At 74.0% G+C, this 25306-nt stretch carries 19 protein-coding genes and 1 pseudogene; 11 read left to right on the forward strand and 9 right to left on the reverse strand.

What is annotated here, in order from left to right; all coding sequences use genetic code 11:
• Positions 1 to 9: 9 nt before the first annotated feature.
• Positions 10 to 2529: an ATP-dependent Clp protease ATP-binding subunit gene (locus IE219_RS20565; RefSeq protein WP_189979540.1), complete on the reverse strand. Its 2520-nt coding sequence runs from the start codon at positions 2527 to 2529 to the stop codon at positions 10 to 12.
• A gap of 398 nt (positions 2530 to 2927) precedes the next feature.
• Between IE219_RS20565 and IE219_RS20570 the strand changes: the two genes are divergently transcribed.
• The 5 genes from IE219_RS20570 to IE219_RS20590 all read left to right on the forward strand — a co-directional run bounded on the left by IE219_RS20570 (position 2928) and on the right by IE219_RS20590 (position 9471).
• On the forward strand, positions 2928 to 4235 hold the full coding sequence (locus tag IE219_RS20570; RefSeq protein ID WP_189979542.1) for a YhgE/Pip domain-containing protein: 1308 nt from the start codon (positions 2928 to 2930) through the stop codon (positions 4233 to 4235).
• A gap of 203 nt (positions 4236 to 4438) precedes the next feature.
• Positions 4439 to 5023 carry a TerD family protein gene (locus tag IE219_RS20575; RefSeq protein ID WP_189979544.1) on the forward strand — a complete coding sequence of 195 codons (585 nt, stop codon included), beginning with the start codon at positions 4439 to 4441 and terminating at the stop codon, positions 5021 to 5023.
• Positions 5024 to 5208: 185 nt separating this feature from the next.
• Positions 5209 to 8439 (forward strand): fused isobutyryl-CoA mutase/GTPase IcmF, encoded by a 3231-nt coding sequence (gene icmF, locus IE219_RS20580; RefSeq protein WP_189979552.1) that lies wholly within the window; start codon positions 5209 to 5211, stop codon positions 8437 to 8439.
• A gap of 66 nt (positions 8440 to 8505) precedes the next feature.
• On the forward strand, positions 8506 to 8715 hold the full coding sequence (locus IE219_RS20585) for a BON domain-containing protein (protein ID WP_189979682.1): 210 nt from the start codon (positions 8506 to 8508) through the stop codon (positions 8713 to 8715).
• A 51-nt stretch (positions 8716 to 8766) separates the two neighbouring features.
• Positions 8767 to 9471 (forward strand): response regulator, encoded by a 705-nt coding sequence (locus IE219_RS20590; protein ID WP_189979554.1) that lies wholly within the window; start codon positions 8767 to 8769, stop codon positions 9469 to 9471.
• On the opposite strand, the gene IE219_RS20595 is transcribed toward IE219_RS20590, so the two are convergent.
• Together IE219_RS20595 and IE219_RS20600 are read right to left on the reverse strand one after the other, a co-directional pair.
• Complete coding sequence (locus IE219_RS20595; RefSeq protein ID WP_189979556.1) at positions 9468 to 11213, reverse strand: sensor histidine kinase; 1746 nt, start codon at positions 11211 to 11213, stop codon at positions 9468 to 9470. The two genes, IE219_RS20590 and IE219_RS20595, sit on opposite strands and share 4 nt — an antisense overlap.
• Positions 11214 to 11351: 138 nt before the next feature.
• On the reverse strand, positions 11352 to 12212 hold the full coding sequence (locus tag IE219_RS20600; RefSeq protein ID WP_189979558.1) for a universal stress protein: 861 nt from the start codon (positions 12210 to 12212) through the stop codon (positions 11352 to 11354).
• 260 nt (positions 12213 to 12472) lie between these two features.
• On the opposite strand from IE219_RS20600, the pseudogene IE219_RS20605 reads away from it, so the two are divergent.
• A pseudogene (locus IE219_RS20605) lies at positions 12473 to 12994 on the forward strand (CBS domain-containing protein); the annotation flags it as partial.
• A 102-nt stretch (positions 12995 to 13096) separates the two neighbouring features.
• The gene (locus IE219_RS20610) at positions 13097 to 14080 is read left to right on the forward strand and encodes an Acg family FMN-binding oxidoreductase (RefSeq protein ID WP_189979678.1); all 984 of its coding nucleotides are present in this window, start codon (positions 13097 to 13099) and stop codon (positions 14078 to 14080) included.
• A 61-nt stretch (positions 14081 to 14141) separates the two neighbouring features.
• Here IE219_RS20610 and IE219_RS20615 read toward each other — a convergent pair whose 3' ends face one another.
• Complete coding sequence (locus IE219_RS20615; protein ID WP_189979560.1) at positions 14142 to 15209, reverse strand: alcohol dehydrogenase catalytic domain-containing protein; 1068 nt, start codon at positions 15207 to 15209, stop codon at positions 14142 to 14144.
• A 197-nt stretch (positions 15210 to 15406) separates the two neighbouring features.
• Here IE219_RS20615 and IE219_RS20620 point away from each other — a divergent pair, with 197 nt between their 5' ends.
• Both IE219_RS20620 and IE219_RS20625 read left to right on the forward strand, forming a co-directional pair.
• Positions 15407 to 16834: an MBL fold metallo-hydrolase RNA specificity domain-containing protein gene (locus tag IE219_RS20620; protein ID WP_189979562.1), complete on the forward strand. Its 1428-nt coding sequence runs from the start codon at positions 15407 to 15409 to the stop codon at positions 16832 to 16834.
• A gap of 94 nt (positions 16835 to 16928) precedes the next feature.
• Positions 16929 to 17372 (forward strand): CBS domain-containing protein, encoded by a 444-nt coding sequence (locus tag IE219_RS20625; protein WP_189979564.1) that lies wholly within the window; start codon positions 16929 to 16931, stop codon positions 17370 to 17372.
• Positions 17373 to 17408: 36 nt separating this feature from the next.
• Here IE219_RS20625 and IE219_RS20630 read toward each other — a convergent pair whose 3' ends face one another.
• Positions 17409 to 17867 carry an Hsp20/alpha crystallin family protein gene (locus IE219_RS20630; protein ID WP_189979566.1) on the reverse strand — a complete coding sequence of 153 codons (459 nt, stop codon included), beginning with the start codon at positions 17865 to 17867 and terminating at the stop codon, positions 17409 to 17411.
• Between the two features lie 382 nt (positions 17868 to 18249).
• Between IE219_RS20630 and IE219_RS20635 the strand changes: the two genes are divergently transcribed.
• Entirely contained in the window at positions 18250 to 19098 is an 849-nt protein-coding gene (locus IE219_RS20635; protein ID WP_189979568.1) for a universal stress protein, read from the forward strand.
• Positions 19099 to 19127: 29 nt separating this feature from the next.
• Here the strand turns inward: IE219_RS20635 and IE219_RS20640 are convergent, their stop codons facing one another.
• From IE219_RS20640 to IE219_RS20650, 3 genes are all read right to left on the reverse strand, one after another.
• Positions 19128 to 19817, reverse strand: coding sequence for a DUF4232 domain-containing protein (locus IE219_RS20640; protein WP_189979570.1), 690 nt, complete (start codon positions 19815 to 19817; stop codon positions 19128 to 19130).
• A 171-nt stretch (positions 19818 to 19988) separates the two neighbouring features.
• Positions 19989 to 21167 carry an acyl-CoA dehydrogenase family protein gene (locus IE219_RS20645; protein ID WP_189979572.1) on the reverse strand — a complete coding sequence of 393 codons (1179 nt, stop codon included), beginning with the start codon at positions 21165 to 21167 and terminating at the stop codon, positions 19989 to 19991.
• A gap of 154 nt (positions 21168 to 21321) precedes the next feature.
• Entirely contained in the window at positions 21322 to 21522 is a 201-nt protein-coding gene (locus IE219_RS20650) for a hypothetical protein (RefSeq protein ID WP_189979574.1), read from the reverse strand.
• A gap of 152 nt (positions 21523 to 21674) precedes the next feature.
• Here IE219_RS20650 and IE219_RS20655 point away from each other — a divergent pair, with 152 nt between their 5' ends.
• The gene (locus tag IE219_RS20655) at positions 21675 to 23762 is read left to right on the forward strand and encodes a SpoIIE family protein phosphatase (RefSeq protein ID WP_189979576.1); all 2088 of its coding nucleotides are present in this window, start codon (positions 21675 to 21677) and stop codon (positions 23760 to 23762) included.
• A gap of 48 nt (positions 23763 to 23810) precedes the next feature.
• Here the strand turns inward: IE219_RS20655 and IE219_RS20660 are convergent, their stop codons facing one another.
• On the reverse strand, positions 23811 to 25208 hold the full coding sequence (locus tag IE219_RS20660; protein WP_189979578.1) for an NADP-dependent succinic semialdehyde dehydrogenase: 1398 nt from the start codon (positions 25206 to 25208) through the stop codon (positions 23811 to 23813).
• Positions 25209 to 25306: the final 98 nt, after the last annotated feature.

The following is a 25306-nucleotide window of genomic DNA, read 5'->3' on the forward strand; positions in this document are numbered from 1 at the left end:
CGGCCGGGGTCAGGCGGCCTCGGGCGTCTCCTCCGGCGCCGCGCCGTCGCCCTTGCGGACGGTGCAGTGCAGGGAGTCTCCCTCGACGTCGGCGACGATCGTGTCGCCCGGGTCGGCCTCGCCGCCGAGCAGCAGGGTCGCGATCCGGTTGTCCAGCTCGGTCTGGATGGTGCGGCGCAGCGGGCGGGCGCCGAACTCCGGCTGGTGCCCGTGGGCGACCAGGAGCTTCTTCGCCGCCTCGGTGACCTCCAGCGTCATGCCCTGGGCGCGGACGCGGTGCTTGCTGCGGTCGAGGAGGTGCTCGACGATCTCCGACAGGTCGTCCTCGGTGAGGCTGTGGAAGACGATGATGTCGTCGATGCGGTTGAGGAACTCGGGCAGGAAGCGGCTGCGCAGGTCCTCCATCAGCTCGTCCTTCAGCTCCGCCGCGTCGCCCTCGTGGGCGAGGATGCGGTGGGCGCCGATGTTGGACGTCATGATGACGACGCAGTGCCGGAAGTCGACGGTGCGGCCCTGGCCGTCGGTGAGGCGGCCGTCGTCGAGGATCTGGAGCAGCGTGTTGAAGACGTCCGGGTGGGCCTTCTCCACCTCGTCGAAGAGGACGACGCTGTACGGCTGGCGGCGGACCTTCTCGGTGAGCTGGCCGGCCTCGTCGTAGCCGACGTACCCGGGAGGGGCGCCGACCAGCCGGGCGACGGTGTGCTTCTCCTGGAACTCGCTCATGTCGAACCGGATCATCCGGTCCTCGTCGCCGAAGAGGAGCTCCGCGAGGGTCTTGGCGAGTTCCGTCTTGCCGACGCCGGTGGGGCCGAGGAAGAGGAAGGAGCCGACGGGGCGGCCCGGGTCGCCCATGCCGGCGCGGTTGCGGCGGACGGCCTCGGAGACGGCGGTGACGGCCTCGTCCTGGCCGACGATCCGGGCGTGCATCTCCTCCTCCAGCTTCAGCAGGCGCTCCTTCTCGCTGGTGGTGAGCTGGGTGACGGGGATGCCGGTGCGGCGGGAGACGATCTCGGCGATGTCGGCGGCGGTGACGGAGACGACGCCCTCGCGGCGCTCCTCGATGCCCGCGAGCTCGCCCTCGACCTCGGCGATCTCCTCCTTCAGCTGCTTCGCCCGCTCGAACTCCTCGGCGGCGACGGCCTGGTCCTTCTCGCGGCGCAGCTTGGCGAGCCGGTCCTCGCGGCTGATCACCTCGGTGGAGCGGCCCGCGCTGCGCAGCCGGACCCGGGCGCCGGCCTGGTCCATCAGGTCGATGGCCTTGTCGGGCAGGAAGCGGTCGCTGATGTAGCGGTCGGAGAGCTCGGCGGCGGCGGTGAGGGCACCGTCGGCGAAGCGGACCTGGTGGTGGGCCTCGTACGCGTCCCGCAGCCCTTCGAGGATCTGGACGGTCTCCTCGACGGTGGGCTCGGGGATGAGGACGGGCTGGAAGCGGCGTTCGAGGGCGGCGTCCTTCTCGACGTGCTTGCGGTACTCGTCGATGGTGGTGGCGCCGACGACGTGCAGTTCGCCCCGGGCGAGGGCGGGCTTGAGCATGTTGCCCGCGTCCATGGAGCCCTCGCCGGTGGCCCCGGCGCCGACGACGGTGTGCAGTTCGTCGATGAAGAGGATGATCTCGCCCTCGGCGTTCTGGACGTCCTCGATGACCTTCTTGAGGCGTTCCTCGAACTGGCCCCGGTACTGGGCCCCGGCGACCATGCCGGAGAGGTCGAGGGAGACGACCCGCTTGTCCTTGAGGGTGTCGGGGACCTCCCCGGCCACGATCCGCTGGGCGAGGCCCTCGACGATGGCGGTCTTGCCGACGCCGGGTTCGCCGATGAGGACGGGGTTGTTCTTGGAGCGGCGGGAGAGGATCTCGATGGTCTGCTCGATCTCGTCGGCGCGGCCGACGACCGGGTCCAGCTTCCCCGCCTTCGCCTCCTCGGTGAGGTCGCGGCCGAACTCGTCGAGGCTGGTGGCGGGCGGCTGCGGCGCGGCGGGGGCGGCGGATTCGCCCCGGGCGGCCCGGTCGGCCACGCCGCGCAGCTGGGAGACGTCGAGGTCCTCGGCGCGCAGGAAGCGGGAGGCGCCGGAGTCGGCGTCGCCGAGGAGCGCGCCGAGGATGTGCTCGGGGCCGATGTAGGAGACGCCGGCGGCCTGCGAGGTGGCGTGGGCGAGGGCGAGGGTCCGTTTGGCGGCCGGGGTGAGGCCGGGCTCGGAGGAGGGCTCGTCGGCCTCGTGCGGCAGCACCTTGGCGATCTTGTCGGCCAGCGCGTCGGGGTCGACGCCGGCCCGTTCGAGGAGCCGGCGGGTGGGTTCGACCTGGGTGGTGGCCCACAGCAGGTGCTCGGTGTCCAGGTCGGAGGTGCCGTCCTCGACCGCCTTGCGGGTGGCGGTGCCCAGCAGCTCGTGGGCGGACTCGGTGAGGAGCCGTCCGATGGGGACGCGCTGCACGGCGGGCGGCGACGAGGCCGGCGACATTCCGAAGAACCGGTTCAGCAGGTCGCCGAACGGATCGGACGGGCCGAAGGGGGAACCAAACGCCATCGACATGTCGGTACTCCTGAAGGGCGTGGGGGGTCCCTCACACTCAAACCCGCCCGCCCCCGGTCCGCAAACGGAGTCGGGGCGGAGAGGGAGCGGGGCACCGAGCCGGGGCACGGGGCCGAGCACAGGGCCGGAGACGGAAGCAGGGGTACGGCTCCGAGGACACGGGCCCGGGACACGCGCCCCGCCTCACGGGGCGAAAGGGGAGGAAAAGGAATCCTGGGAGCGCCGGGGACCGTACGGGACCACCGGAGAAGCCGGAACGGCCGGAACGGCCGGAACGGCCGGAACGGCCGGAACGGCCGGGCCGACCGGGCCAGGCCGACACAGCCGGACCAGGCCGGGCCGACCGGAACGACCGGACCAGCCGGAACGCACCAGACGCACAGGAGCACCGAAGCCCCATGGAGTCCTCCCCTCCCCCGCCGTCCGACCCGTCCCCCACCGCCCCCACCCCCGCCCCGCCCGGGGCGCGGGCCTTCGCTCTGGCCCGCCGCCCCGGGCTCTGGCTGGTGCCGGGCGTGCTGTGCGGGCTCGTCGCGCTGCTGCTGTCGCTCCTCTACATGGGCGGCATCCTCAACCCCTCGGACAACCTCACCGACCTGCCGATCGCCCTGGTCGACGAGGACCGGGGCGCGCCGCCGCCGGGGCAGCGGGAGAACCTCGGGAAGCAGATCACCGACGCGGTCGCCGCGTCGGAGGCGACGGCGAAGACCGTGGAGTGGCGGCGGCTCGACCGGGCCGCCGCCGACGACGCCCTCGCCTCGGGGAAGGTCTTCGGCGCCCTCGTCGTCCCGCCCGGCTTCACCGCCTCGGTCACCGCGCTGACCACCGCGAAGGCCACCCGCAGGCCCGTGCTCACGGTGCTGACCAATCCGGGCGTCGGCAGCCTCGGCTCCAGTTTCGCGTCCCAGATCAACCAGAAGGCGGCCCGCCAGGCGTCGCTGGCGCTCGGCGAGCGGCTGTCGGCCGGGGCCACCGCGCCGACCGCCCGGCTGCTGCTCGCCGACCCGGTGGAGGTGGTCACCGAGCCGGGCCATCCGATCGGCGGCCACAGCGGGCTGGGCCTGTCCGCCTTCTACTACACGCTGCTGCTGGTCCTGAGCGGCTTCATCGGCGGGAACCTCGTCCACACCGGCGTCGACACGGCGCTCGGCTACGCGGACAGCGAGATCGGCCCCTGGCACACCCGGCACCGCACGGTGCCGATCAGCCGGACGCAGACCTTCCTCCTGAAGGCGCTGATGACGGCCGGGATCTCGGTCCTGACGACCTCGCTGGTCATGGTGGCGACGGTCGCGCTGCTCGGCATGGACGCGCCCCACCTGCCGCTGCTGTGGGTCTTCTCCTTCTGCGCGACGCTCGCCGTCGGCCTGGGCGTGCAGGCCATCAACGCGGCCTTCGGGGGCATCGGGCAGCTCGTCTCCATGTTCGTCTTCATCGCCCTCGCGCTGCCCTCGTCGGGGGCGACCGTCCCGCTGGAGGCCACCCCCGGCTTCTACCGCTTCCTCGGCGCGTTCGAGCCGATGCGCCAGCTCAGCGAGGGCGTGCGTGCCATCCTGTACTTCGACGCGCGCGCGGACGCCGGGCTGGCCCGCGCCTGGATCTCCATCGGGCTCGGCTGCGTGGCGGCCCTGGCGTTCGGCTTCGGGATGACCCACTACTACGACCGCCGGGGCCTGCGGCGCCTCACTCCGCAGCCGGAGGCGTAGCGCCGTCCGGGCCGCCGGACCCGCCGCGCGGCCCGCCCCGTATGCTTCTACACGTATGTAGATCGACGGGCGCCGCCTGCCGCGTCCCGGACACGCGGGCGCCTCCCGGGATGTTGCGCGGACGGCCGGGTCTCGGGTTGGCTGGCCGTGCGCGGGGCGGCGACGTCGCCCGCCACAGGAGCGAGGTAGAGGATGATCGACGCATGATTACGCTCACGAAGGAAGACGGCCCGGCCGACCTCGCCGGAGTCACGCACATGTCCATAGGCGTCTCCTGGGACGCCACCGCCGGCAGCAGCGGCGGCGTGATGGGCATGCTCCGCCGCAAGAAGGGCACCGACCTCGACCTCATCGCCATCGCGATGCACAACGGGGACCCGGTGCGTCTTGCGGGCCTCGACTCCCTCGACCCGATGGGCAACGGCTCGCTGGTGCACAGCGGCGACAACCAGACGGGGCACGGCGACGGCGACGACGAGACCGTGACGGTCGAGTTCGCCCGGGTCCCCCCGCACGTCACCTCCATCGTGTTCGTCGCCGCCGCCTACAAGAAGGGCAGCTCCTTCCAGCAGGCGCGCAACATCAGCTTCAAGGTGTACGACGGCACCGGCGGCAGCTCCCAGCAGGTGGCCGACATCTGGCCGAGCCTGCTCAGCAGCGACAACGGCTGCGCGGTCGCCAAGGCGCTCCGCTCCGGCGACAGCTGGAAGCTCGAAGTGATCAACGAGACCGGCAAGATCAAGCAGGGCGACGAGCAGGCCCTGATGCGCTTCGCGGCGGCCAAGTAGCCGAGCCGCTCCCGTGCCCCGGATCCGTACGGCGGATCCGGGGCACACGCGTTCCACGACGCCCCCGGGAGGGGGAACCGCCCGCCGCGCCGGTGTGCACCCGGTCACACGGGGTCCTCCTACTGCAAACTAGTAGGACGTCCTAGTATTTATGATGTCGCACTCGCCTCCCCGGGAAGGTCCCCATGACCGCTCCGCACCGCCCCGAGCACCCCGTCCGCCTGGTCACCGCCTCGGCGCTCTTCGACGGGCACGACGCCTCGATCAACATCATGCGGCGGATCTTCCAGTCCCAAGGCGCCGAGGTCATCCACCTCGGGCACAACCGCTCCGTCCAGGAGGTGGTGGACGCGGCCCTGGAGGAGGACGTGCACGGCGTCGCCGTCTCCTCCTACCAGGGCGGGCACGTCGAGTACTTCGAGTACCTGGTCCAGTCGCTGCGCGAGCGCGGCGCGGGCCACATCCGCGTGGTCGGCGGCGGGGGCGGCGTGATCGTGCCCGAGGAGATCACCCGGCTGCGGGCCGGCGGGGTCACCATCTTCTCCCCCGAGGACGGCCAGCGGATGGGCCTCGCCGGGATGATCAACTCGGTGGTCCGGGAGTGCGACTTCGACCTGTGGGACGACGGCCCCGCCGACCCGGCGGCGGTCCTCGCCGGCGACCGGTTCGCCATCGCCCGCGCCATCACCGGCGCCGAGCTCGGCCGCCTCTCCCCCGAGTTCCTCGGTCTGGTCCGCGAGGCCGCGGCGGCGCGCGTCACGCCCGTCCTCGGCATCACCGGCACCGGCGGCTCCGGCAAGTCCTCGCTCACCGACGAGCTGGTCCGCCGCTTCCGCGTCGACCAGCGGGACAAGCTGCGGATCGCGGTCATCGCGGTCGACCCGACCCGCCGCCGCGGCGGCGGCGCGCTGCTCGGCGACCGGATCCGGATGAACTCCCTCGACGGGGACCGGGTCTTCTTCCGCAGCCTGGCCACCCGGGGCAGCCACGAGCTGCCCGAGCACCTGGCCGACGTGATCGACGTGGTCAAGGCCGCCGGGTTCGACCTGGTCGTCGTGGAGACGCCGGGCATCGGCCAGGGCGACGCGGCGATCGTGCCCTTCGTCGACACCTCGCTGTACGTGATGACGCCGGAGTTCGGCGCCGCCTCGCAGCTGGAGAAGATCGACATGCTCGACTTCGCCGACGTCGTGGCCATCAACAAGTTCGAGCGGCGCGGCGCCAAGGACGCGCTGCGCGACGTGGCCCGCCAGCTGGTCCGCAACCGCGAGGCGTTCGACAAGAGGCCCGAGGACATGCCGGTGTACGGCACCTCGGCCGCCACCTTCAACGACGACGGCGTCACCGCCCTCCACCAGCACCTCAAGGCCGCCCTGGCCGACAAGGGCCTCCCGCTCGACGAGGGCACGCTGGCCCCGGTCGGCGTCCGCCACTCCTCCGGGATCCGGCAGGTCGTCCCCGCCGACCGGGTGCGCTACCTCACCGAGATCAGCGACACCCTGCGCGCCTACCACGCGGAGACCGACCGGCTCGCCGAGGCGGCCCGCCGGGTCCAGCGCCTCGACCTGGTCAGGGCCGAACTGGACGCCGCCGAGCACGACGGGTCCGGCGTGGACGCGCTCCTCGCGGACGCCCGCAGGAAGCTCCCGCACGAGGTGGCCGAGCAGATCGGGAACTGGCCGGCCGTCGTGGCGTCGTACTCCGGCGACGAGCAGGTCGTGACGGTCCGGGACAAGCAGATCCGGACCCGGCTGACCCGCGAGTCGCTGTCCGGCAACAAGATCCCGAGGGTCTCCCTGCCCCGCTTCGCCGACCACGGCGAGCTGGTCCGCTTCTGGCGCCGCGAGAACCTGCCCGGCTTCTTCCCCTTCACCGCCGGCGTCTTCCCCTTCAAGCGCGACGGCGAGGACCCGGCGCGGATGTTCGCCGGCGAGGGCGACCCCTTCCGCACCAACCGGCGGTTCAAGCTGCTCTCCGAGGGCCAGCCCGCCACCCGGCTCTCCACCGCCTTCGACTCCGTCACCCTGTACGGCCGCGACCCGGGCGAGCGCCCCGACATCTACGGCAAGGTCGGCACCTCCGGCGTCTCCGTCGCCACCCTCGACGACATGAAGGCCCTCTACGACGGCTTCGACCTGACCGAGCCGACCACCTCCGTCTCCATGACGATCAACGGCCCGGCCCCCACCGTGCTCGCCTTCTTCCTCAACACGGCCGTCGACCAGCAGCTCGACCGGTTCCGCGCCGCCGAGGGCCGCGAGCCCTCCGCCGAGGAGGCCTCCGGGCTGCGCGCCCGCGCCCTCGCCACCGTGCGCGGCACGGTCCAGGCCGACATCCTCAAGGAGGACCAGGGCCAGAACACCTGCCTGTTCTCCACCGAGTTCTCGCTGCGGATGATGGCCGACATCCAGGAGTGGTTCATCGCGAACAAGGTCCGCAACTTCTACTCCGTCTCCATCTCCGGCTACCACATCGCCGAGGCCGGGGCGAACCCGATCAGCCAGCTCGCCTTCACCCTCGCCAACGGCTTCACCTACGTGGAGACCTACCTGGCGCGCGGCATGGACATCGACGACTTCGCCCCCAACCTGTCGTTCTTCTTCTCCAACGGCATGGACCCCGAGTACTCGGTCCTCGGCCGGGTCGCCCGCCGCGTCTGGGCGGTGGCGATGAAGGAGAAGTACGGCGCCAACGAGCGCTCCCAGAAGCTGAAGTACCACGTCCAGACCTCCGGCCGCTCCCTGCACGCCCAGGAGATGGACTTCAACGACATCCGCACCACCCTCCAGGCGCTCATCGCCATCTACGACAACTGCAACAGCCTCCACACCAACGCCTACGACGAGGCCGTCACCACCCCCACCGAGGAGTCGGTGCGCCGCGCCCTCGCCATCCAGCTGATCATCAACCGGGAGTGGGGCCTGGCGATGAACGAGAACCCCCTCCAGGGGTCCTTCGTCATCGACGAGCTCACCGACCTGGTCGAGGAGGCCGTCCTGCGCGAGTTCGAGCGCATCAGCGAGCGCGGCGGCGTCCTCGGCGCCATGGAGACCGGCTACCAGCGCGGCCGCATCCAGGACGAGTCGATGCTCTACGAGCAGCGCAAGCACGACGGCACCCTGCCGCTCATCGGCGTCAACACCTTCCGCAACCCCCACGCGGACACCGCCGAGCCCGCCACCGTCGAGCTCGCCCGCGCCACCGAGCAGGAGAAGCGCTCCCAGCTGGAGCGGGTCCAGGACTTCCAGACCCGCCACCAGGACCGGGCGCACGCGGCCCTGACCGCCCTCAAGGAGGCCGCCGTCAGCGGCGAGAACGCCTTCGCGGTCCTCATGGACGCCGCCCGCGTCTGCTCCCTCCAGCAGATCACCGAGGCGTTCTTCGAGGTCGGCGGCCAGTACCGGCGCAACGTCTGACGCACACCAGGCCCCGCCCCCGCCGCTCACCGGCGGTGCGGCGGGGCCGTACGGGCGGGGGACCTCATGCCGAGTCCGGCGGAGATCCGGCGGTCGGTGCTCGGCGGAGCGGCGCTCACCGGGCGGGACGTCACGGTGACCGGGGGTGTGGTCACACTGCGGGGAACGCTCGCCGACCGCTCTCTGGTGCCGCCGCCGGCACGCGCCGCGCGTGCGGTGGAGGGGGTCGTCGACGTCCGGATCGCGCTCGCGGATCCGCGCGAAGGCGCTTCCTGACGGACAATCCTCATGGGGGCGGGTGAACATCCACCGAGCGCAGGGGTCGCCATGACCGAGCTTCCGGCAGCCGGGGAACCCACCCGGGTCTTCCTGGTGGACGATCACGAGGTCGTCCGCCGGGGACTGCGCGACCTGATCGACGACGAGCCCGACCTGCGGGTCGTCGGGGAGGCGTCCACGGCCGGCCAGGCCCTGGCCCGGGGACCCGCGCTGCGCCCGGACGTGGCGGTCCTCGACGTACGGCTGCCCGACGGCGACGGGATCGCCGTGTGCCGGGAGCTGCGGTCCCGGATGCCGGGGCTGGCGTGCCTGATGCTGACCTCGTTCGACGACGAGGACGCGCTGCTCGACGCGATCATGGCCGGGGCGGCGGGGTACGTCCTCAAGCAGATCAAGGGGTCCGACCTCGTGTCGGCGGTACGGACCGTGGCGACGGGCCAGTCGATGCTCGACCCGGCCACCACCGCCCGCCTGATGCGCTCGCTGCGGGCCCCGGAACCCGCCCCGCCGCCGGAGGACGCCCGGCTCACGGCACTGTCCGAGCGCGAGCGGTCGGTGCTGGAGCTGATCGGTGAGGGGCTCACCAACCGGCAGATCGCGAAGCGGCTCTACCTCTCGGAGAAGACGGTCAAGAACCACATCTCGCGGCTGCTCGGCAAGCTGGGGGTCGAACGGCGGGTGCAGGCGGCCGTGATCGCCGCCCAGGCCCACGAACACGAACACGGGCACGGGCACGCGGCGGAGGACGGTTAGCCGTTCGGTGTGTGGTCGGGGGGCAGGGGGACGCGCCAGGTGAGGAGGGTCCCCCCGCCGGGTCCGGGCGGGGAGCGGAGGACGAGGCGGCCGCCGAGGCGCTCGGCCCGCTCGGTGAGGTTGCGCAGTCCCCGGTCGACCCTCTCCGGCGGGAGGCCGACGCCGTCGTCCGTCACCTCCACCTCCAGGACCCCGTCGGCGGCGAGCACGGCGACCTGGGTGCGACGGGCGCGGGCGTGCCGGGCGACGTTGGTGAGGGCCTCGCCGACGACGGCGACGGCGTCGTCGGCGATGCCGGGCGGCACGTCGGTGTCCAGCAGGCCCTCCATCCGCAGCGCGGGGGCGTGGCCCAGGACCGCGGCGGCCGCGTCGACGGCCGTGACGATCCGGCTCCTGAGGCGCGGCGCGGTGCCGGGGGTGTCGTGTTCGCGGAGGCCGAAGATGGTCGAGCGGATGATCTTGATGGTGGTGTCGAGGTCGTCGATCGCCCGGGTCAGCCGGTCCACCGCCTCGGGGTGCTCGACGAAGCGCCGGGCGCTCTGCAGGGTCATGCCGGTGGCGAAGAGGCGCTGGATCGCCAGGTCGTGCAGGTCGCGGGCGATCCGGTCGCGGTCCTCCAGCAGGACGACCTGCTCCGCGTCGCGGCGGCGGTCGGCCAGTTCGAGCGCCAGGGCCGCCTGCCCGGCGAAACCCGGCAGGGCCGCGGTCTCGGCGTCCAGGAAGGGCGTGCGGCCGCTGTGCCGGGCGAGGATCAGGACGCCGCTGAGCCGCTCCTTGGTGCCCACGGTGACCGCCACGGCCGGGCCGAAGCCCTGCCACCGTTCGGGCTGGACGGTCACCCGCGCGTCGCTGGAGACGTCGGCCAGGGTGATCAGTCCGTCGGTCTCGGCGAGGGCGGCGGCCGCCAGGGTCCCCTCGCTGCTGGGCAGGACGACCCCGCGGTGCGTGCCGGCCCCGTCCCCGCGCGCCAGCGAGCCGCGCAGCTCGCCTCCGGGTCCGACCAGGTAGAAGGCGCCCATGTCCGCGTCGGCGATGTCCACCGCCTGCTCCAGCATCCCGTCCAGGACCTCCGCCTCCCCCGTGCCGGAGAGCAGGGCCCGGGTGAAGTCGGAGCTGGCGGCGAGCCAGCGCTGCCGCCGCCGCCCCTCCTCGTACAGCCGGGCGTTCTCGATCGCGACGCCGGCGGCGACGGCCAGCGTCGTCACGACGGCCTCGTCCTCGGCGTCGAAGTCGGCCCCGCCCCGCTTCTCGGTGAGGTAGAGGTTCCCGAAGACCTCGTCGCGCACCCGGATCGGCACGCCGAGGAAGGAGTGCATGGGCGGGTGGTGGGGCGGGAAGCCGTACGAGGCCGGGTGCTCGGACAGCTCGGTCAGCCGCAGCGGCTCGGGGCGGCGGATCAGCTCGCCGAGGATGCCGTGCCCCGAGGGCAGGTCCCCGATCCGCCCGCGCAGCTCGTCGTCGATCCCGATGGGGAGGAACGCGGACAACCGCCGGTCCTCGCCGACCACGCCCAGCGCACCGTACTCCGCGTCGACCAGCGAGACGGCGGCCTCCACGATGCTCTTCAGCACCGAGGGCAGGTCGAGCTCCCTGCCCACCGAGATGACGGCCTCCAGGAGGCCGGTGAGCCGGTCCCTGGTGCCGCGCACCTCGTCGATGCGCGCCTGGAGCTCGTCCAGCAGCTCGTCGAGCCGGAGGCGTGGCAGCCTGGTGCCCGCCGGCCCGGCGTCTTCCCGGTCCATCAGCGCCTCCGGTCACGGCCGGAGGGCACGGCGTCCGCCGCACCCGCCTTCACCGTAGCCCGGCCCGCCCGTTCCCGCCGGGCCCGGCTGCGCTCCCCGGGGTCCGCCGAAGACGCCCGGCGGCTTCGCGGCCCGTGCTCACCGGGTGGGGACGGTGATCACGGGGCAGTGGGCGCGGTGCAGCAGGCCGTGGACGACGGAGCCGACGCGCATGCCGGTGTAGCCGCCCCGGCCCCGGCGGCCGACGACGACGGCCAGGGCGTGCTCGGCGGCCTCCGCCAGCAGCTCGACGGGCGAGCCGGTGAGCACCTCGTGGGTGAGGCGGACGTCGGGGTGCTTCTCCGCCCACCCGGCGGTGGCCTCCGCCAGAAGCCGGCGTTCGGCGTGGAAGAGGGCGTCCCCGGCACGCAGGGTGAAGACGGGCGGCTGCCAGACCGCGACGGCCCGCAGGTCGCAGCGCCTGAGGTCGGCCTCCTCGAAGGCGAAGGCGAGGGCCGACCGGGACGATTCGCTGCCGTCGACGCCGACGACGAGGTACGCCGGGTCCTGGGTGACGTGCTCGGCGTCGCCGACCACGACCACCGGGCAGCGGGCCCGGGCGGTGACCGGGACCACGAGGGAACCGGCGCTGAGGAACTCCTCGGTGCGGCTCAGGCGCCGGGAGCCGAGGACCACCATGGAGGCCCGCCGCGCCATGTCCGCCATCACGGCCGCCGGGAAGCCGTCGGCCGACTCGGCTCCGACCCGCACGTCCGGCTGCCGGTCCCCGACCAGGTCCACCGCCGCGCGCAGGGCGTCCTCGCCCTTCCGCACCAGGGCCTGGTGCCGGGGCGCGCCGTCGACGTGCCGGGTGTCGTGCGGGGGCGGTACGGCGACGACGAGGCGGAGGGCGAGCCCTCGGCGGTGGGCCTCGTCGGCCGCCCAGGCCAGGGCGAGGCGTCCCTCGCGGACGGGGTCGACGCCGACGACGATCTCTCGGTGTTCCTGGGTGGTGCTCATGAGGTGCTCCCGTGTCCGGGTCCGTTCCTCGACTCTCGCACCCGGAGCCCGCAGGGGCGGGGGCCTCTGGGGGCACAGGTGGGACCGAAAGTCCCGAGCGGCGGCGGGGCGGACGGTGACGGGGGCCCGACCGGGCCCCGGGATGGCCCGTTCGGCCCCTCGCCGACGCCCGCCCGCGCGGCGGACGGTGGGGGCGCAGGGGCCCGCCCGCGGGCCCGGACGGGAGGACCTCGATGAAGCGCCTCAAGGTCGGCGGCCTGATGACCGACGACGTGGTCTCCGTCCTCCCCGGCACGTCGTTCCGGGAGGTGGCGAAGCTCCTCGCCGAGCACGACATCAGCGGGCTGCCCGTCGTGGACCCCGACGACCGCGTCGTCGGCGTGGTCTCCGAGAGCGACCTCCTCGCCCGCCGGGCCCTCACCGCCCGGGAGGTGATGAGCGCTCCGGCCGTCACCGTGCACGCCGGTGAGGCGGCCGCGGACGCGGCGCGGCTCATGGTGCGTCGCGGGGTGGAGCGCCTTCCCGTGGTCGACGAGGAGGAACGGCTGGTGGGCATCGTCACCCGCCGGGATCTGCTCCGCGTGTTCCTCCGGCCGGACCACGAGATCGGGCGCCGCGTGCGGGAGGACGTCCTCGGGGGTGCCATGGACCTGCCGCCGGACGCGGTCCACGTGCACGTGCTTGACGGTGTGGTCACGCTGACGGGCCGGGTCCTGCCGCGGAGCCGGGCGACGGCGCTGCTGCGGCTCGCCGAACGCGTGGAGGGCGTCGTCGCCGTCGTGGACCGGCTGGCCGCCCGCGACGGCGCCCGCCCCGGTGCTCCGTCCCCCGCACGGCCCGCCGCCTTCCTGAACGACCGCCGCACCGCACAGACAGGATGCGCCATGCCCTCCCCCGTTCCCTCCCGCTCCCTCGTCTCCTCCCTGGTCGGCGACGCCGTCACGGCCCCGTCGATGCACAACGCCCAGCCCTGGCGGTTCGTCCTCCGGGAGGCGTCCGGCGTCCTCGAACTGCACGGCGACCCGTCCCGGGCCATGCCCCGCCAGGACCCCGACCACCGGGCCCTCCACATCGGCTGCGGCGCCGCCCTGTTCGGCCTGCGGGTGGCCGCCGCGCACCGGGGGCTGTGCCCGGTGGTCCGGCCGCTGCCCTCGCCCGACGACCCGTGGCACCTCGCCGACGTCCGCTTCGACGGCTCCGGGGAGGCGGACGAGGAGCTGGACGCCCTGCATCCCGCCCTGGCCCGCCGGCACACCAGCCGCTTCCCCTTCAGCGAGGAGCGGGTCCCCGCCGAGCTGTTCGACGGCCTGAGCGCCGCCGCGCTCCTGGAGGGCTGCCGCCTGACCGTCCCCGGCGACTGGCACGCCGACACCGTGATGGGCCTCGTCCACGCCTCCGCGCTGTACGAGGCCGCCGACGAGGCGGTACGCGCCGAGATCGCCGCCTGGACGCGCAGGGGCACGGCCGGTGAATCGGCCGACGGCGTCCCCGCCTACGCCTTCGGACCCCGGCAGTACGACGTGACCGCGCCCGTCCGGGACTTCGGCGCCCCGGGCGGGGCGGCCGGGCGGCCCTCGGAACGCTTCGAGAGGACGCCGCAGATCGCCCTGCTCGGCACCGCCGACGACACTCCGGAGGCATGGCTGCGGGCGGGGCAGGCGATGCACCGGGTGCTGCTCCGGGCCACCCTCGACGGGCTGGCCGCCTCCCTCATGTCGCAGCCCCTCGAATGGCCGGAGCTGCGTTTCGACGCGCGGGACCCCCTCTCGGCGGTCGGCTACGTCCACATGGTGTTCCGCCTGGGGTACGGGCCGGCGGGCCGGCCGACTCCCCGCCGTCCCGTCTCCGAGGTGCTCGTCCTCGCCTGACCGCGCCTTCCCCGCACGGCCGCCCCGCGTCACCCGGAGGCGGCGCGGGGCGGCCGACCGGTCATCCCGCCGCCTGGACGGCCGTGTGCCGCGGGTCGCCGAGCGCGACCTTGATCGCCCCGGTCTCGGCGGCGCGGCCGAAGACGTCGTACGCCTCCTCCATCTGCCCGAGTGCGAAGCGGTGGGTGACCAGTCCGGCGGTGGGGAGCCGGCCGGCGACCACCAGGCGGAGCAGCATCGGGGTGGAGAAGGTGTCGACGAGGCCGGTGGTGAGGGTGACGTCCTTGCTCCACAGCTCTTCGAGGTGGAGGGCGGCGGGCTTGCCGTGGACGCCGATGTTGGCGACGTGGCCGCCGGGGCGGACCATGCGGACGCACGCCTCGAAGCTCTCCGGGACGCCCACGGCCTCCATGACGACGTCGGCGCCGAGACCGTCGGTCAGGTCGGCGACGAGCTGCTCCGGCCCTTCGCCGGCGGCCACGGTGGCGTCCGCGCCGAGCCGGCGGGCGGCCTGGAGGCGGGATTCGGCGAGGTCGGTCGCGACGATCAGCCCGGGGCTGTGGAGGCGGGCCGTGAGGATCGCGGCGAGGCCGATGGGCCCGGCGCCGACCACGACGACCGTGTCGCCGGGCCGGACGGCGCCGTTGAGGACGCCGACCTCGTAGGCGGTGGGGAAGATGTCGGCGAGGAGCACGGCGTCGAAGCTGTCGACGCCGCTGGGCACCGGATGGACGGAGAGATCGGCGAAGGGCACCCGTACGTACTCCGCCTGGGTGCCGTCGATCAGGTGGCCCAGTACCCAGCCGCCCCCGCCCCGGCACTGCCCGTACCGCCGCTCGCGGCAGGGGGCGCAGCGCCCGCAGGAAGAGACGCAGGAGACCAGGACCCGGTCGCCGGGGCGCACCGTCCGCACGTCGCCGCCGGTCTCCACCACCGTGCCGACCGCCTCGTGGCCCAGGACACGGCCGGGCTCGACCTCGGGCACGTCCCCCTTGACGATGTGCAGGTCGGTGCCGCAGAGGGTGACGGCGTCGACGCGGACGATCGCGTCGCCGGCGTCCACGATCGCGGGGTCGGGCACCTCCCGCCACGCGGTCCGGCCCGTTCCCTCGAACACGAGAGCCTTCATGACGACCGCCTTCCCGGAAGCTCCGCGGGGCTGCTCCCGCGGATCCCACCGTCAGGCTCGCCCCGCGCCCCGCCCGCGCGCATGGGCCGGTCGGCCCCCGGCCGGGCCCCCTCGGTCCCCTGGCACACCGCGCCGGACCGCGCGAGGGTGGAAGCGGACCGGTGCGGCCGGCCCCTGTCGCACAGAAGGGTCCTCCCATGTCCGAGACAGCGGCGCACGTCCCCCCTCCGGCACCGCGCCCCGCCCTGCTCAGTTTCCTGGGCGGCGTGGGAACGGTCACCGGCAGCAAGTTCCTGGTCGAGAGCGATCATGCCCGGATCCTCCTCGACTGCGGCCTCTTCCAGGGGTTCGCGAAACTGCGCAGACGCAACTGGGACCGCTTCGCCCGCGACGCGGCCGATGTCCGCGCCGTGGTCGTCACCCACGCCCACCTGGACCACTGCGGCTACCTGCCGCGGCTGGTCCGGCAGGGCTTCCGCGGTCCGATCCTCGCCACCCCGGCCACGGCCCGGCTCGCCGGCATCGTGCTGCGGGACAGCGCCCGCCTCCAGATGGAGGCGGCCCGCCACGCCGACGAACACGGCTGGTCCAAGCACCGCCCGGCGAAACCGCTCTACGACGAGGCCGACGTGGAGCGGACGCTGTCCTTCTTCGACCCCGTCCCCGTCGGAGCGGACGTGGAGATCATGTCCGGCACCCGGCTCACCCTCCACCACGGCGGCCACATCCTCGGCTCGGCCTGGGCCCGCCTCACCCTGGAGGACGGCCACACCCTGGCCGTCTCCGGCGACCTGGGACGCCCCGGGCACCCTCTGCTGCTGCCGCCCGAGCCGTTCTCCGGCGCCGACGTGCTGCTGGTGGAGTCCACCTACGGCGACCGCCGCCACGACCAGGAGTCCGCCCGCTCGGAGTTCGCCGCCGTGATCGGGAGGACCCTCGCGCGCGGCGGCACCGTCGTGGTCCCGGCCTTCGCGATCGACCGCACCGAGGTCGTCCTGCACGAGTTGACCCGGCTGCGCGAGACGGGTGTCCTGCCCCGCTCGGTGCCCGTCTACGTCGACAGTCCCATGGCGCTGGCCGCGCTCGACGTCTACCGCGACGCCGTGCGCGAGCGCTCCCCCGAACTGCGCCCCGAGATCCTCGCCCGGGGCGAGGCCGCGCTGAGCCCCGCCCCGTTCCTCGCCGCCCGGACCGTCCAGGAGTCCATCGACATCAACCACGCGCACGGCCCCGCCGTCATCGTCTCCTCCGCCGGCATGGCCACCGGAGGCCGCGTCCTGCACCACCTGCGCCGCCTCCTGCCGGACCCGCGCAACACCGTCGTGGTGGTCGGCTTCGCCGCCGCCGGCACCCGCGCCCGGGACCTCGTCGACGGGGCCCGCACGCTGAAGATGTTCGGCGAGTACGTCCCCGTACGGGCCGAGGTCGCCGACGTGCCGTACTTCTCCGCCCACGCCGACGCCGATCAGATCCTCGACTGGCTCCGGGACGCGCCCGCCCCGCACACCGCCTACGTGGTGCACGGCGAACCGGCCGCCTCCGAGACGCTGCGCGACCGCCTCGACCGCGAACTGGGCTGGACGGCCGTCGTGCCCCGCTCCGGCGAGACCGTCCTGGTCCGCTGAGGCGATCCCTTCGGCCCCTCGGCGGAACCCGCGCGGCCCCTGCCGTCCGGCGCGGTCCCCGCGGGACGCTGGGCGGAGAGGGCTGGAGGACACCATGACCACACGCTCGTCCACCGTCGCCGACGTGATGACGAAGAAGGTCATCGCCGTACGGCCCGACACCCCGTTCAAGGAGATCGTCGCCGCGATGGAACGCTGGAAGGTGACCGCCCTGCCCGTCCTGGAGGGCGAGGGCCGCGTCGTCGGTGTCGTGTCCGAGGCGGACCTGCTGCTCAAGGAGGAGTTCCGCGACCACCGCCTCGGCATGCTCGAACAGCTGCGGCGGCACGACGCCACCGCGAAGGCGGGATCCGGCCGGGCCGCCGAGCTGATGACGGCCCCGGCCGTCACCGTCGGCCCCGGTACGTCCCTGCCGCGAGCCGCCCGTCTCATGGCCACCCGCCGGGTGAAACGACTCCCGGTCGCGGAGCGCCTGGCCCGGGCTGTCGAGGGCGTGGTGGACGTACGCTGCGCCCTCACCCTCGCCGCCGGGGCGTGACCGGGCCGGTGACGCCCCGTCCGACGGCTTCCCGGGTCATGGCCGGTCCTCACGGTCGCCGTCGGCGGCCCGCTCGACGGGGATCGTCCGTGCCGGTCGGGTGTCGCGCGGGGGCAGCGGGATCCGGACGGTCAGGACGCCGTCGCCGTACGAGGCGTCGACGCCGTCCTCGGGGGCGGGGCCGGGGAGGCGTACGGTCCTGCGGAACGCGCCGTAACGGAACTCCGAATGGTCCTTCTCCCCCGCGCTCTCCCGGTGCTCGGCGCTCACGGTGAGGAGGTCGCCCTCGACCGTGAGGGTGATGTCGTCCGGTTCCATGCCGGGAAGTTCGGCCCGCAGCGTGCACACGCCGTCGTCGCCGGTGGAGACCTCGACGGGGATGGCGTGGGCGGCCGTCGCGGGACGCCAGCCGGGCAGCCCGGGGAACTCCCGGCCGAACCAGGTGTCGAGGTCGGGGAAGAAGCTGTGCCTGCGTTCCGGCTCGGCTCCGGTCATCGTCCTGCTCCTCTGCCACGGTGCCGGGGCGCGGCCCCGGGAAACGGTGTCCGGCGGCGGAGCGATCCGGCTCCGCGTCTCCAGCCTTCCGCCCGTGCGGTGCGCGGCGCAGTGTCGAAGGGGGTCGCCGGGGAGGGCCGAACGGTCCCGTTCCCGGCGGCCCGACCGGCCCATGGGCCGTCTTGCGTCCGGGCGGCGCGCGCGCCCGTCCCGACTGGACGGCCGTGGCGGCCGCGCGTCTCATGGAAGTACGGGTCACCGGACGCCCGGTGACCGTCGGCGCCGTCGAGCGCGGGCCCTTCGGCGGAGGCGGTGGTCCCGGCCCCGCCGGTCCCGCCCTCGGAACCGGCGGCACATCGACACCACCGGGAGGTGGACGGTCATGACCGACGGCATCGTGGTCGGGATCGACGGCTCGGAGGAGGCGGGGGCGGCCGCCCGGTGGGCGGCGGACGAGGCCGCGCTGCGCGGCACGGGGCTCCTTCTGCTCCACTCCCGGCAGTCCTGGCCGGACGCCGTCTCCCTGGCCTCGGCGCGGGAGTCGGAGGAGCCGTGGGCTGAGGAGCTGCTGGCGAGGACGTCGGAGGAACTGCGCGCGCCGCGTCCGGGGCTGTCCGTGACGACCCGGATCACGACCGCCGGCCCCGTCCGGGCCCTGGTCGCCGCGGCGGACGAGGGCGACCTCCTGGTGCTGGGCTCCCGCGCGCTGGGGGGTGTGGCGGGCTATCTGATCGGATCGGTCGGCCTGGCCGTGGCCGGTGCCGTCGAAGGTCCGGTCGTCCTCGTACGGGCCTTTGGCAGTCCTCCGCGGGATTCCGTGCTGGTCGGGATCGACGCGCGACGGCCGGCGGACGCCGTCCTCTCGTTCGCCTTCGAGGAGGCGGCCCGGCGGCGCACGGACGTGCGCGTCGTCTACGCCCAGCAGCTTCCGCTCTACGCCTGGGGGCCGTCGATGGTGCCCGACGTGCGGCCCGTGGTGCGGCCGGAGATCGAGCGCGCCCTGGAGGACACGCTGGCACCCTGGCGCGCCGCGCACCCCGGCGTGGCCGCCACCGCGTCCGTGACGATCGGATCGGCCGGCCTCGAACTGGTGCGCGCGGCCTCCGGCGCCGGGCTGGTGGTCGTGGGGCGGCGCACCCGCCGGCCGGCGGTGGGCGCGCACATCGGCAGCGTCGCCCACGCCGTGCTGCACCACAGCCGGGCGCCCGTCGCGCTCGTGCCCCACGACTGAATCCTCCCGGCGGACGGGCGGGGCCGGGGTCAGCCGGTCGGGGAGTCGCTGACCTTGCCCACCGGGCTGAGTTCCATCTTGCCGCCGTCCTCGCCGTCGGTGACGGGGAGCGTGCCCGCCGGCCACTTCAGGGTGAAGGGCTCGGTCTCGTTCGGGGGCGTCACCACCATGTCGGTCAGCTTCACGCCGGAGCCGCCGGTGTTGTTGACCGGGAACGTGATGTTGAAGGCGGCGGTCTCGCCCTTCTTGAGGATCTCCGGCACGGGCTGCTCGCCGTTGCGGTCCACGGAGAAGGTGTCGCCCAGGGACGTCTTGATGTCGACGCCCGCGAAGCCGTTGATGCGGCAGTCGCCGCCGCTGTTCTTGAAGGAGACGGTGACGACGCCTTCCGTCTTGTCCGTGGTGTTGTCGACGGCGGTGGCGTCGAGCGCGCCGGAACGGCACATGCCGACCTTGCCCTTGCCGGTGCCGCCGGTGCCGGCGCCCTGGTCGCTCCCGCCGGTGCCGGTACCGGCGCTCTGGTCGCCCTTGCCCGCCCCACCGCTGCCGTCCGTCTTGCCGGAGCCGCCGGTGCCGCCGGTGCCTCCCGCCTTGTCCGCCGACGCGGTGGAGCCGGCCTGCCCGCCGCCCAGCGCGCTGTCGTCGCCGTTGCAGGCGGTGAGCGAGAGCGCGGCCACGAGGCCGATGACGGCGGCGACGGCCTTGCGGGTGTGCTGCATGATTCCCCCGGGATGCGGTGCGGTCTGGACGGCGCTGAGGTGCGCGCTTATTTGTACCGCGCAGCCAGTTACGAACCGTCAGCGAGCCTGTCCGCGTTCCGTCACAGACGAGACCGCGCCCCGGCGGCCGGGGGCTCGGGGCCGCCTCGGATGCGCCGTGGCCGCAGGGGGTCAGCGGCGGACGCGGGGCATGCCGAGGCCGATCCAGGAGATGATCTCGCGCTGGATCTCGTTGTTGCCGCCGCCGAAGGTGAAGATGACGGCGGAGCGGTAGCCGCGTTCGAGTTCGCCGTGGAGGACGGCGCCCGGGGAGCCCTCCTTGAGGGCGCCGGCCGCGCCGACGACCTCCATGAGGGCCGCGTAGGCGTCGCGGCGGGCCTCGGAGCCGTAGACCTTGACGGCGGAGGCGTCCTGCGGGGTGAGGGTGCCGTGGTGGACGGCGTTCACCATCTGCCAGTTGAGGAGCTTCATCGCGTCGAGGCGGGTGTGGGTGCGGGCCAGGCTGCGGCGGACCCAGGGCAGGTCGAGGACGCGGCGGCCGTCGGAGAGGAGCGTGTCGGCGGCCCAGCGGCGGACGTCGTGGAGGGCGCGGATCGCCATGGTGCCGTGGGCGGCGAGGGTGACGCGCTCGTGGTTGAGCTGGTTGGTGATGAGCCGCCAGCCCTTGTTCTCCTCGCCGACCCGGCGGGTGACGGGCACCCGGACGCCGTCGTAGTAGCTGGCGGTGGTGTCGTGCGAGGCGAGGGTGTTGATGACCGTGCAGGAGTAGCCGGGGTCGTCGGTCGGCACCAGGAGCATGGTGATGCCCTTGTGGGGGGCGGCGTCGGGGTCGGTGCGGACCGCGAGCCAGACCCAGTCGGCGGTGTCGCCGTTGGTGGTCCAGATCTTCTGCCCGTCGACGACGTACTCGTCCCCCTCGCGCACGGCGCGGGTCTTCAGGGCGGCCAGGTCGGTGCCGGCGTCCGGTTCGCTGTAGCCGATGGCGAAGTCGAGTTCGCCGGAGAGGATCCGGGGCAGGAAGTACGCCTTCTGCTCGTCGGTGCCGAAGGCCATGAGGGTCGGCCCGACGGTGTTCAGCGCCATCAGGGGCAGCGGTACGCCCGCCTGGGCGGCCTCGTCGAAGAAGATGAACTGCTCCATCGGCGTGAGGCCCCGGCCGCCGTACTCGACGGGCCAGCCGGCGCCGAGCCGGCCGTCGGCGCCGAGGCGCCGGATCGTCTCGCGGTAGAAGCGCTTCTGGGCGGCCGGGTCCCCGTACCGGCTGTGCACGTCCTCGGGGACGAGTTCCGCGAAGTAGGCGCGCAGTTCGGTGCGCAGGCGGTTCTGTTCCGGCGTGTACTGCAGGTGCATCCGGGCCTCCCGTGGCGGCTTCGTCGTCCCTCGGCACGACGGCGGTCACGGTAGAACGTGTTCCATGAATGGGGAAGGGCCGGGACGGCGGCACCTGCTCCGCCGTCCCGGCACGCGCGCGTGCGGGCGCTTCGGGAAAGGAATTCCTCCAGCTTCAGGGGAGGAGTTCCTCCAGGGAGGCGCGCCCCTTCTCCGCCATCCTGCGTTCGGCCCAGGCCAGCGTCTCCGGCGTCACGTCGCGGCCGGAGGCGAGGACCAGGTCCTCCGCCGTGAACTCGCCCTCCGCGCCGGAGTGCAGCAGCCGGTCGGGCGTCGGCAGGTCCCCCAGGGACCTTTCGTCGGGCTCAGCGTTCATGCCGTCTCCTCCATGCTCCTGCGGGTGGGTCCCGGCACTGGCCATTGTCGGCTCCGGTCCCCCGGCCCGCATCCGGGCGGGCCGGTCCCGCGCCGCGCCGGGCGGGCGCACAGCCATGGCGTGGCCGGGGCGCGGGTTCGACAATGGGGGGGATGACCGATGACGATCCGCGTACGCGTGGTGGCGAGATCGGGCCCGCCGAGTGGCTCGCCATGAACCGGACCGGCAGCTTCGACTGGGACCTCGACACGGACACCATCGATGTCGACACCACGGGGCTGCTGGTCTTCGGCGTGTCCCCGGAGCGCTTCGACGGGCGGCCGACGAGTCTGGTGGGGCGGCTCGAACCGGCGGAGCGGATGCGGCTGGACCGGGTGGTGCGGGCGGCCGTGACCGGCGGCGAGACCTCGTACAGCACCCATTTCCCGATCCCGCAGGACGACGGGACACCCCATTGGACGCATGTGCTGGCGCGGATCCTGCGGGACGGCGACGGGCGGGCGCACCGGATCGTGGGGGCGGTGCGGGACACCACGGCGGAGGTGGCGCACGCGGCCTTCGTGCAGCAGTTGGAGCGGCGCCGGGAGATGCAGACGAGCATCGTCCAGCGGACCACGCACGCGCTGTCGCGGGCGGTGACGGTGGACGACGTGACGGCGGCGCTGACCGGCCCGGGGGGCCTGGCGCGGCTGGGCGCGGACGGGCTGGCGCTGGGGCTGGTGGAGAACGGTTCGCTCAACGTGATCGCGCTGAGCGGCGATTCGCTGAACGTGCTGGACGGGCTGCGGCTGCGGCGGCTGGAGCGGGGGCTGCCGCTGGCGGAGGCGGTGCTGAGCGGCCGGCCGCGCTTCGTGCCGTCGTTCGCCTCGCTGGGCCGGGACTTCCCGGAGCTGGAGCCGTACCTGCCGGAGCTGCCGTTCCGGGCGGCCTGCTACCTGCCGCTGATCGCGCAGGCCCGGTCGCTGGGCGGGATGGCGCTGTACTACCGGGGCCGGACCGCGTTCACGGCCGACGAGCGGAACCTGGCGCTGGGGCTCGCGGCGATCGTGGCCCAGTCGCTCCAGCGGGCGATCCTCTTCGACGAGGAGCGGGACCTGGCCACCGGGCTCCAGGAGACGATGCTGCCGCGCCGGATCCCGGAGATCACCGGCGGGGAGATCGCGGTCCGCTACCACGCGGCGTGGAGCGGGCGGCAGGTCGGCGGCGACTGGTACGACGTGATCGCGCTGCCGCGCGGGCGGGTCGGGATCGTCGTCGGGGACGTGCAGGGCCACGACACGCACGCGGCGGCCATCATGGGCCAGCTGCGGATCGCGCTGCGGGCGTACGCGGGCGAGGGCCACGCGCCGTCGACGGTCCTGGCGCGGGCCTCCCGCTTCCTCGCCGAGCTGGACACCAACCGGTTCGCGACCTGCACCTACGCCCAGGTCGACCTGGCGAGCGGCACCGTCCGGGCGGTGCGGGCCGGGCACCTGGGGCCGCTGATCCGGCACACCGACGGGCGGGTGGGGCAGCCGAAGCTGCGCGGCGGGCTGCCGCTGGGGCTGGCCACCTTCTTCGGCGAGGAGGAGTTCCCGGAGACGCGGCTCGACCTGGTGCCGGGCGAGACGCTGGTGCTGTGCACGGACGGTCTGGTCGAGCAGCCGGGCACGGACATCGAGGCGGGGCTGGCGGCGCTGTCGGAGGCGGTGAGCAGCGGGCCGCCGCAGGCGGAGGCGCTGGCCGACCACCTGTCGGAGCGGCTGTGGGAGCGGTGGGGTTCGGGGGACGACGTGGCGCTGCTGGTGCTGCGGCGCAGTCCGGACCCGGGCACGCACCGGGCGCCGCGCATCCACCAGTACATCCACCAGGCGGATCCGCAGGGCCTGTCGGACGCGCGGGCGGCGGTGGGGCAGGCGCTGCGGGACTGGGGCATGCCGGAGCTGTCCGACGACGCCGAGCTGCTGACCGGCGAGCTGCTGGTGAACGTGCTGCTGCACACCGAGGGCGGTGCGGTCCTCACCCTGGAGGTGCTGCCGGAGCCGGTGCGGCGGGTGCGGCTCTCGGTGCAGGACCGGTCGAGCGCGTGGCCCCGGCGGCGCACCCCGGGCGAGGCGGCGACCTCGGGCCGGGGGCTGCTGCTCATGGACGCGCTGGCCTCCCGGTGGGGTGTGGAGCCGCGCGGCGAGGGCAAGGCGGTGTGGTGCGAGATCGGCCCGCCGAACGCGATGGACGGGGGCGCGGTGGGCCGGGGCGGCTGACCGCCGCGCCGGGGGTCCGCGTCCCGGGCCCCCGGTGCTCCGGCCGGGTCAGGCGCGCTGCCAGACCGTGGTGGCGTTGCAGAACTCCTTGATGCCGTGGCCGGCCAGCTCCCGCCCGTACCCCGAGCGCTTGACGCCGCCGAAGGGGAGCGCGGGGTGCGAGGCGGTCATGCCGTTGACGAAGACGCCGCCGGCCTGGAGGTCGCGGACGAAGAGCGCGACCTCCTCGTCCCGGCGGGTCCACACGTTGGAGCTGAGGCCGAACGGCGAGTCGTTGGCGACGGCGACCGCCTCCTCGGCGTCGCGGACCCGGTGGACGGTGGCGACCGGGCCGAAGGTCTCCTCCTGGTGGATCCGCATGGCGGGGGTGATGCCGGTGAGGACGGTGGGGCGGTAGTACCAGCCCCGGGCGAGTTCCGGCTCGTCGGGGCGGCGGCCGCCGCACAGCGCGGTGGCGCCGAGCCGTACGGCGTCGTCGACGAGTTCCTCCAGGTCGGCGCGGCCCTTCTCGGTGGCGAGCGGGCCGACGTCGGTGGACTCGTCGAGCGGGTCGCCGACGGTGAGGGCGTTCATGGCGGCGGTGAAGCGCTCGGTGAAGTCCTCGTACACGTTCTCGTGGACGAGGAAGCGCTTGGCGGCGATGCAGGACTGGCCGTTGTTCTGCACGCGCGCGGTGACGGCGGTCTTCACGGCCCGGACGATGTCGGCGGAGGGCATCACGATGTACGGGTCGCTGCCGCCGAGTTCGAGGACGGTCTTCTTGATCACGTCGCCTGCGACGGAGGCGACGGCCCGGCCGGCGGGCTCGCTGCCAGTGAGGGTGGCGGCGGCGACCCGGGGGTCGCGGAGCACCGCCTCTACCTCGCCGGAGCCGATGAGGAGGGTCTGGAAACAGCCGTCGGGGTAGCCGGCGCGGCGGAAGAGGTCGCCGAGGTAGAGGGCGGTCCTGGGCACGTTGGAGGCGTGTTTGAGGAGGCCGGTGTTGCCGGCCATGAGGGCGGGCGCGGCAAAGCGGATCACCTGCCAGAGGGGGAAGTTCCACGGCATGACGGCGAGGACCGGGCCGAGCGGCCGGTAGTGGACGCGGGCCCGGTCGGCGCCGGAGTCGCGGACGTCGCTCTCGGCGGGGTGCTCGTCGGCGAGGAGTCCCTCGGCGTGCCGGGCGTACCAGCGCATGGCCTTGGCGCACTTGCCCGCCTCGGCGCGGGCGGCGGTGAGGGGCTTGCCCATCTCCAGGGTCATGGTGCGGGCGATGTCCTCGGTGTCCTCGTCGAGGAGGGCGGCGGCGGCGCGCAGCAGCCGGGCCCGTTCGGCGAAGGGCGTGGTGCGCCACTGCCGGAACGCCTCGTGGGCGGCGGCGATCCGGCGCTCCACCTCGTCCGGTCCGTGCGCCTCGTAGGTGCGCAGCGTCTCGCCGGTGGCGGGATTCACGGTGGCGATGGCCATGGCCTTCTCCTCCTCGTCGTCCCCCGCCGTCGTCCCCCACGGGAAACCTCCCGCTTCCGGGACCCGGGCGCAAGGGGGGAGGGGGCGGTGGGGTGACG

The organism is Streptomyces termitum, from assembly GCF_014650175.1.
GTDB lineage: Bacteria > Actinomycetota > Actinomycetes > Streptomycetales > Streptomycetaceae > Streptomyces > Streptomyces termitum.

Coding starts and splice junctions, on each gene's coding strand:
- IE219_RS20565 (WP_189979540.1), bottom strand. CDS start 2,529: ATGTCGATGGCGTTTGGTTCCCCCTTCGGCCCGTCCGATCCGTTCGGC.
- IE219_RS20570 (WP_189979542.1), top strand. CDS start 2,928: ATGGAGTCCTCCCCTCCCCCGCCGTCCGACCCGTCCCCCACCGCCCCC.
- IE219_RS20575 (WP_189979544.1), top strand. CDS start 4,439: ATGATTACGCTCACGAAGGAAGACGGCCCGGCCGACCTCGCCGGAGTC.
- icmF (WP_189979552.1), top strand. CDS start 5,209: ATGACCGCTCCGCACCGCCCCGAGCACCCCGTCCGCCTGGTCACCGCC.
- IE219_RS20585 (WP_189979682.1), top strand. CDS start 8,506: ATGCCGAGTCCGGCGGAGATCCGGCGGTCGGTGCTCGGCGGAGCGGCG.
- IE219_RS20590 (WP_189979554.1), top strand. CDS start 8,767: ATGACCGAGCTTCCGGCAGCCGGGGAACCCACCCGGGTCTTCCTGGTG.
- IE219_RS20595 (WP_189979556.1), bottom strand. CDS start 11,213: ATGGACCGGGAAGACGCCGGGCCGGCGGGCACCAGGCTGCCACGCCTC.
- IE219_RS20600 (WP_189979558.1), bottom strand. CDS start 12,212: ATGAGCACCACCCAGGAACACCGAGAGATCGTCGTCGGCGTCGACCCC.
- IE219_RS20610 (WP_189979678.1), top strand. CDS start 13,097: ATGCCCTCCCCCGTTCCCTCCCGCTCCCTCGTCTCCTCCCTGGTCGGC.
- IE219_RS20615 (WP_189979560.1), bottom strand. CDS start 15,209: ATGAAGGCTCTCGTGTTCGAGGGAACGGGCCGGACCGCGTGGCGGGAG.
- IE219_RS20620 (WP_189979562.1), top strand. CDS start 15,407: ATGTCCGAGACAGCGGCGCACGTCCCCCCTCCGGCACCGCGCCCCGCC.
- IE219_RS20625 (WP_189979564.1), top strand. CDS start 16,929: ATGACCACACGCTCGTCCACCGTCGCCGACGTGATGACGAAGAAGGTC.
- IE219_RS20630 (WP_189979566.1), bottom strand. CDS start 17,867: ATGACCGGAGCCGAGCCGGAACGCAGGCACAGCTTCTTCCCCGACCTC.
- IE219_RS20635 (WP_189979568.1), top strand. CDS start 18,250: ATGACCGACGGCATCGTGGTCGGGATCGACGGCTCGGAGGAGGCGGGG.
- IE219_RS20640 (WP_189979570.1), bottom strand. CDS start 19,817: ATGCAGCACACCCGCAAGGCCGTCGCCGCCGTCATCGGCCTCGTGGCC.
- IE219_RS20645 (WP_189979572.1), bottom strand. CDS start 21,167: ATGCACCTGCAGTACACGCCGGAACAGAACCGCCTGCGCACCGAACTG.
- IE219_RS20650 (WP_189979574.1), bottom strand. CDS start 21,522: ATGAACGCTGAGCCCGACGAAAGGTCCCTGGGGGACCTGCCGACGCCC.
- IE219_RS20655 (WP_189979576.1), top strand. CDS start 21,675: ATGACCGATGACGATCCGCGTACGCGTGGTGGCGAGATCGGGCCCGCC.
- IE219_RS20660 (WP_189979578.1), bottom strand. CDS start 25,208: ATGGCCATCGCCACCGTGAATCCCGCCACCGGCGAGACGCTGCGCACC.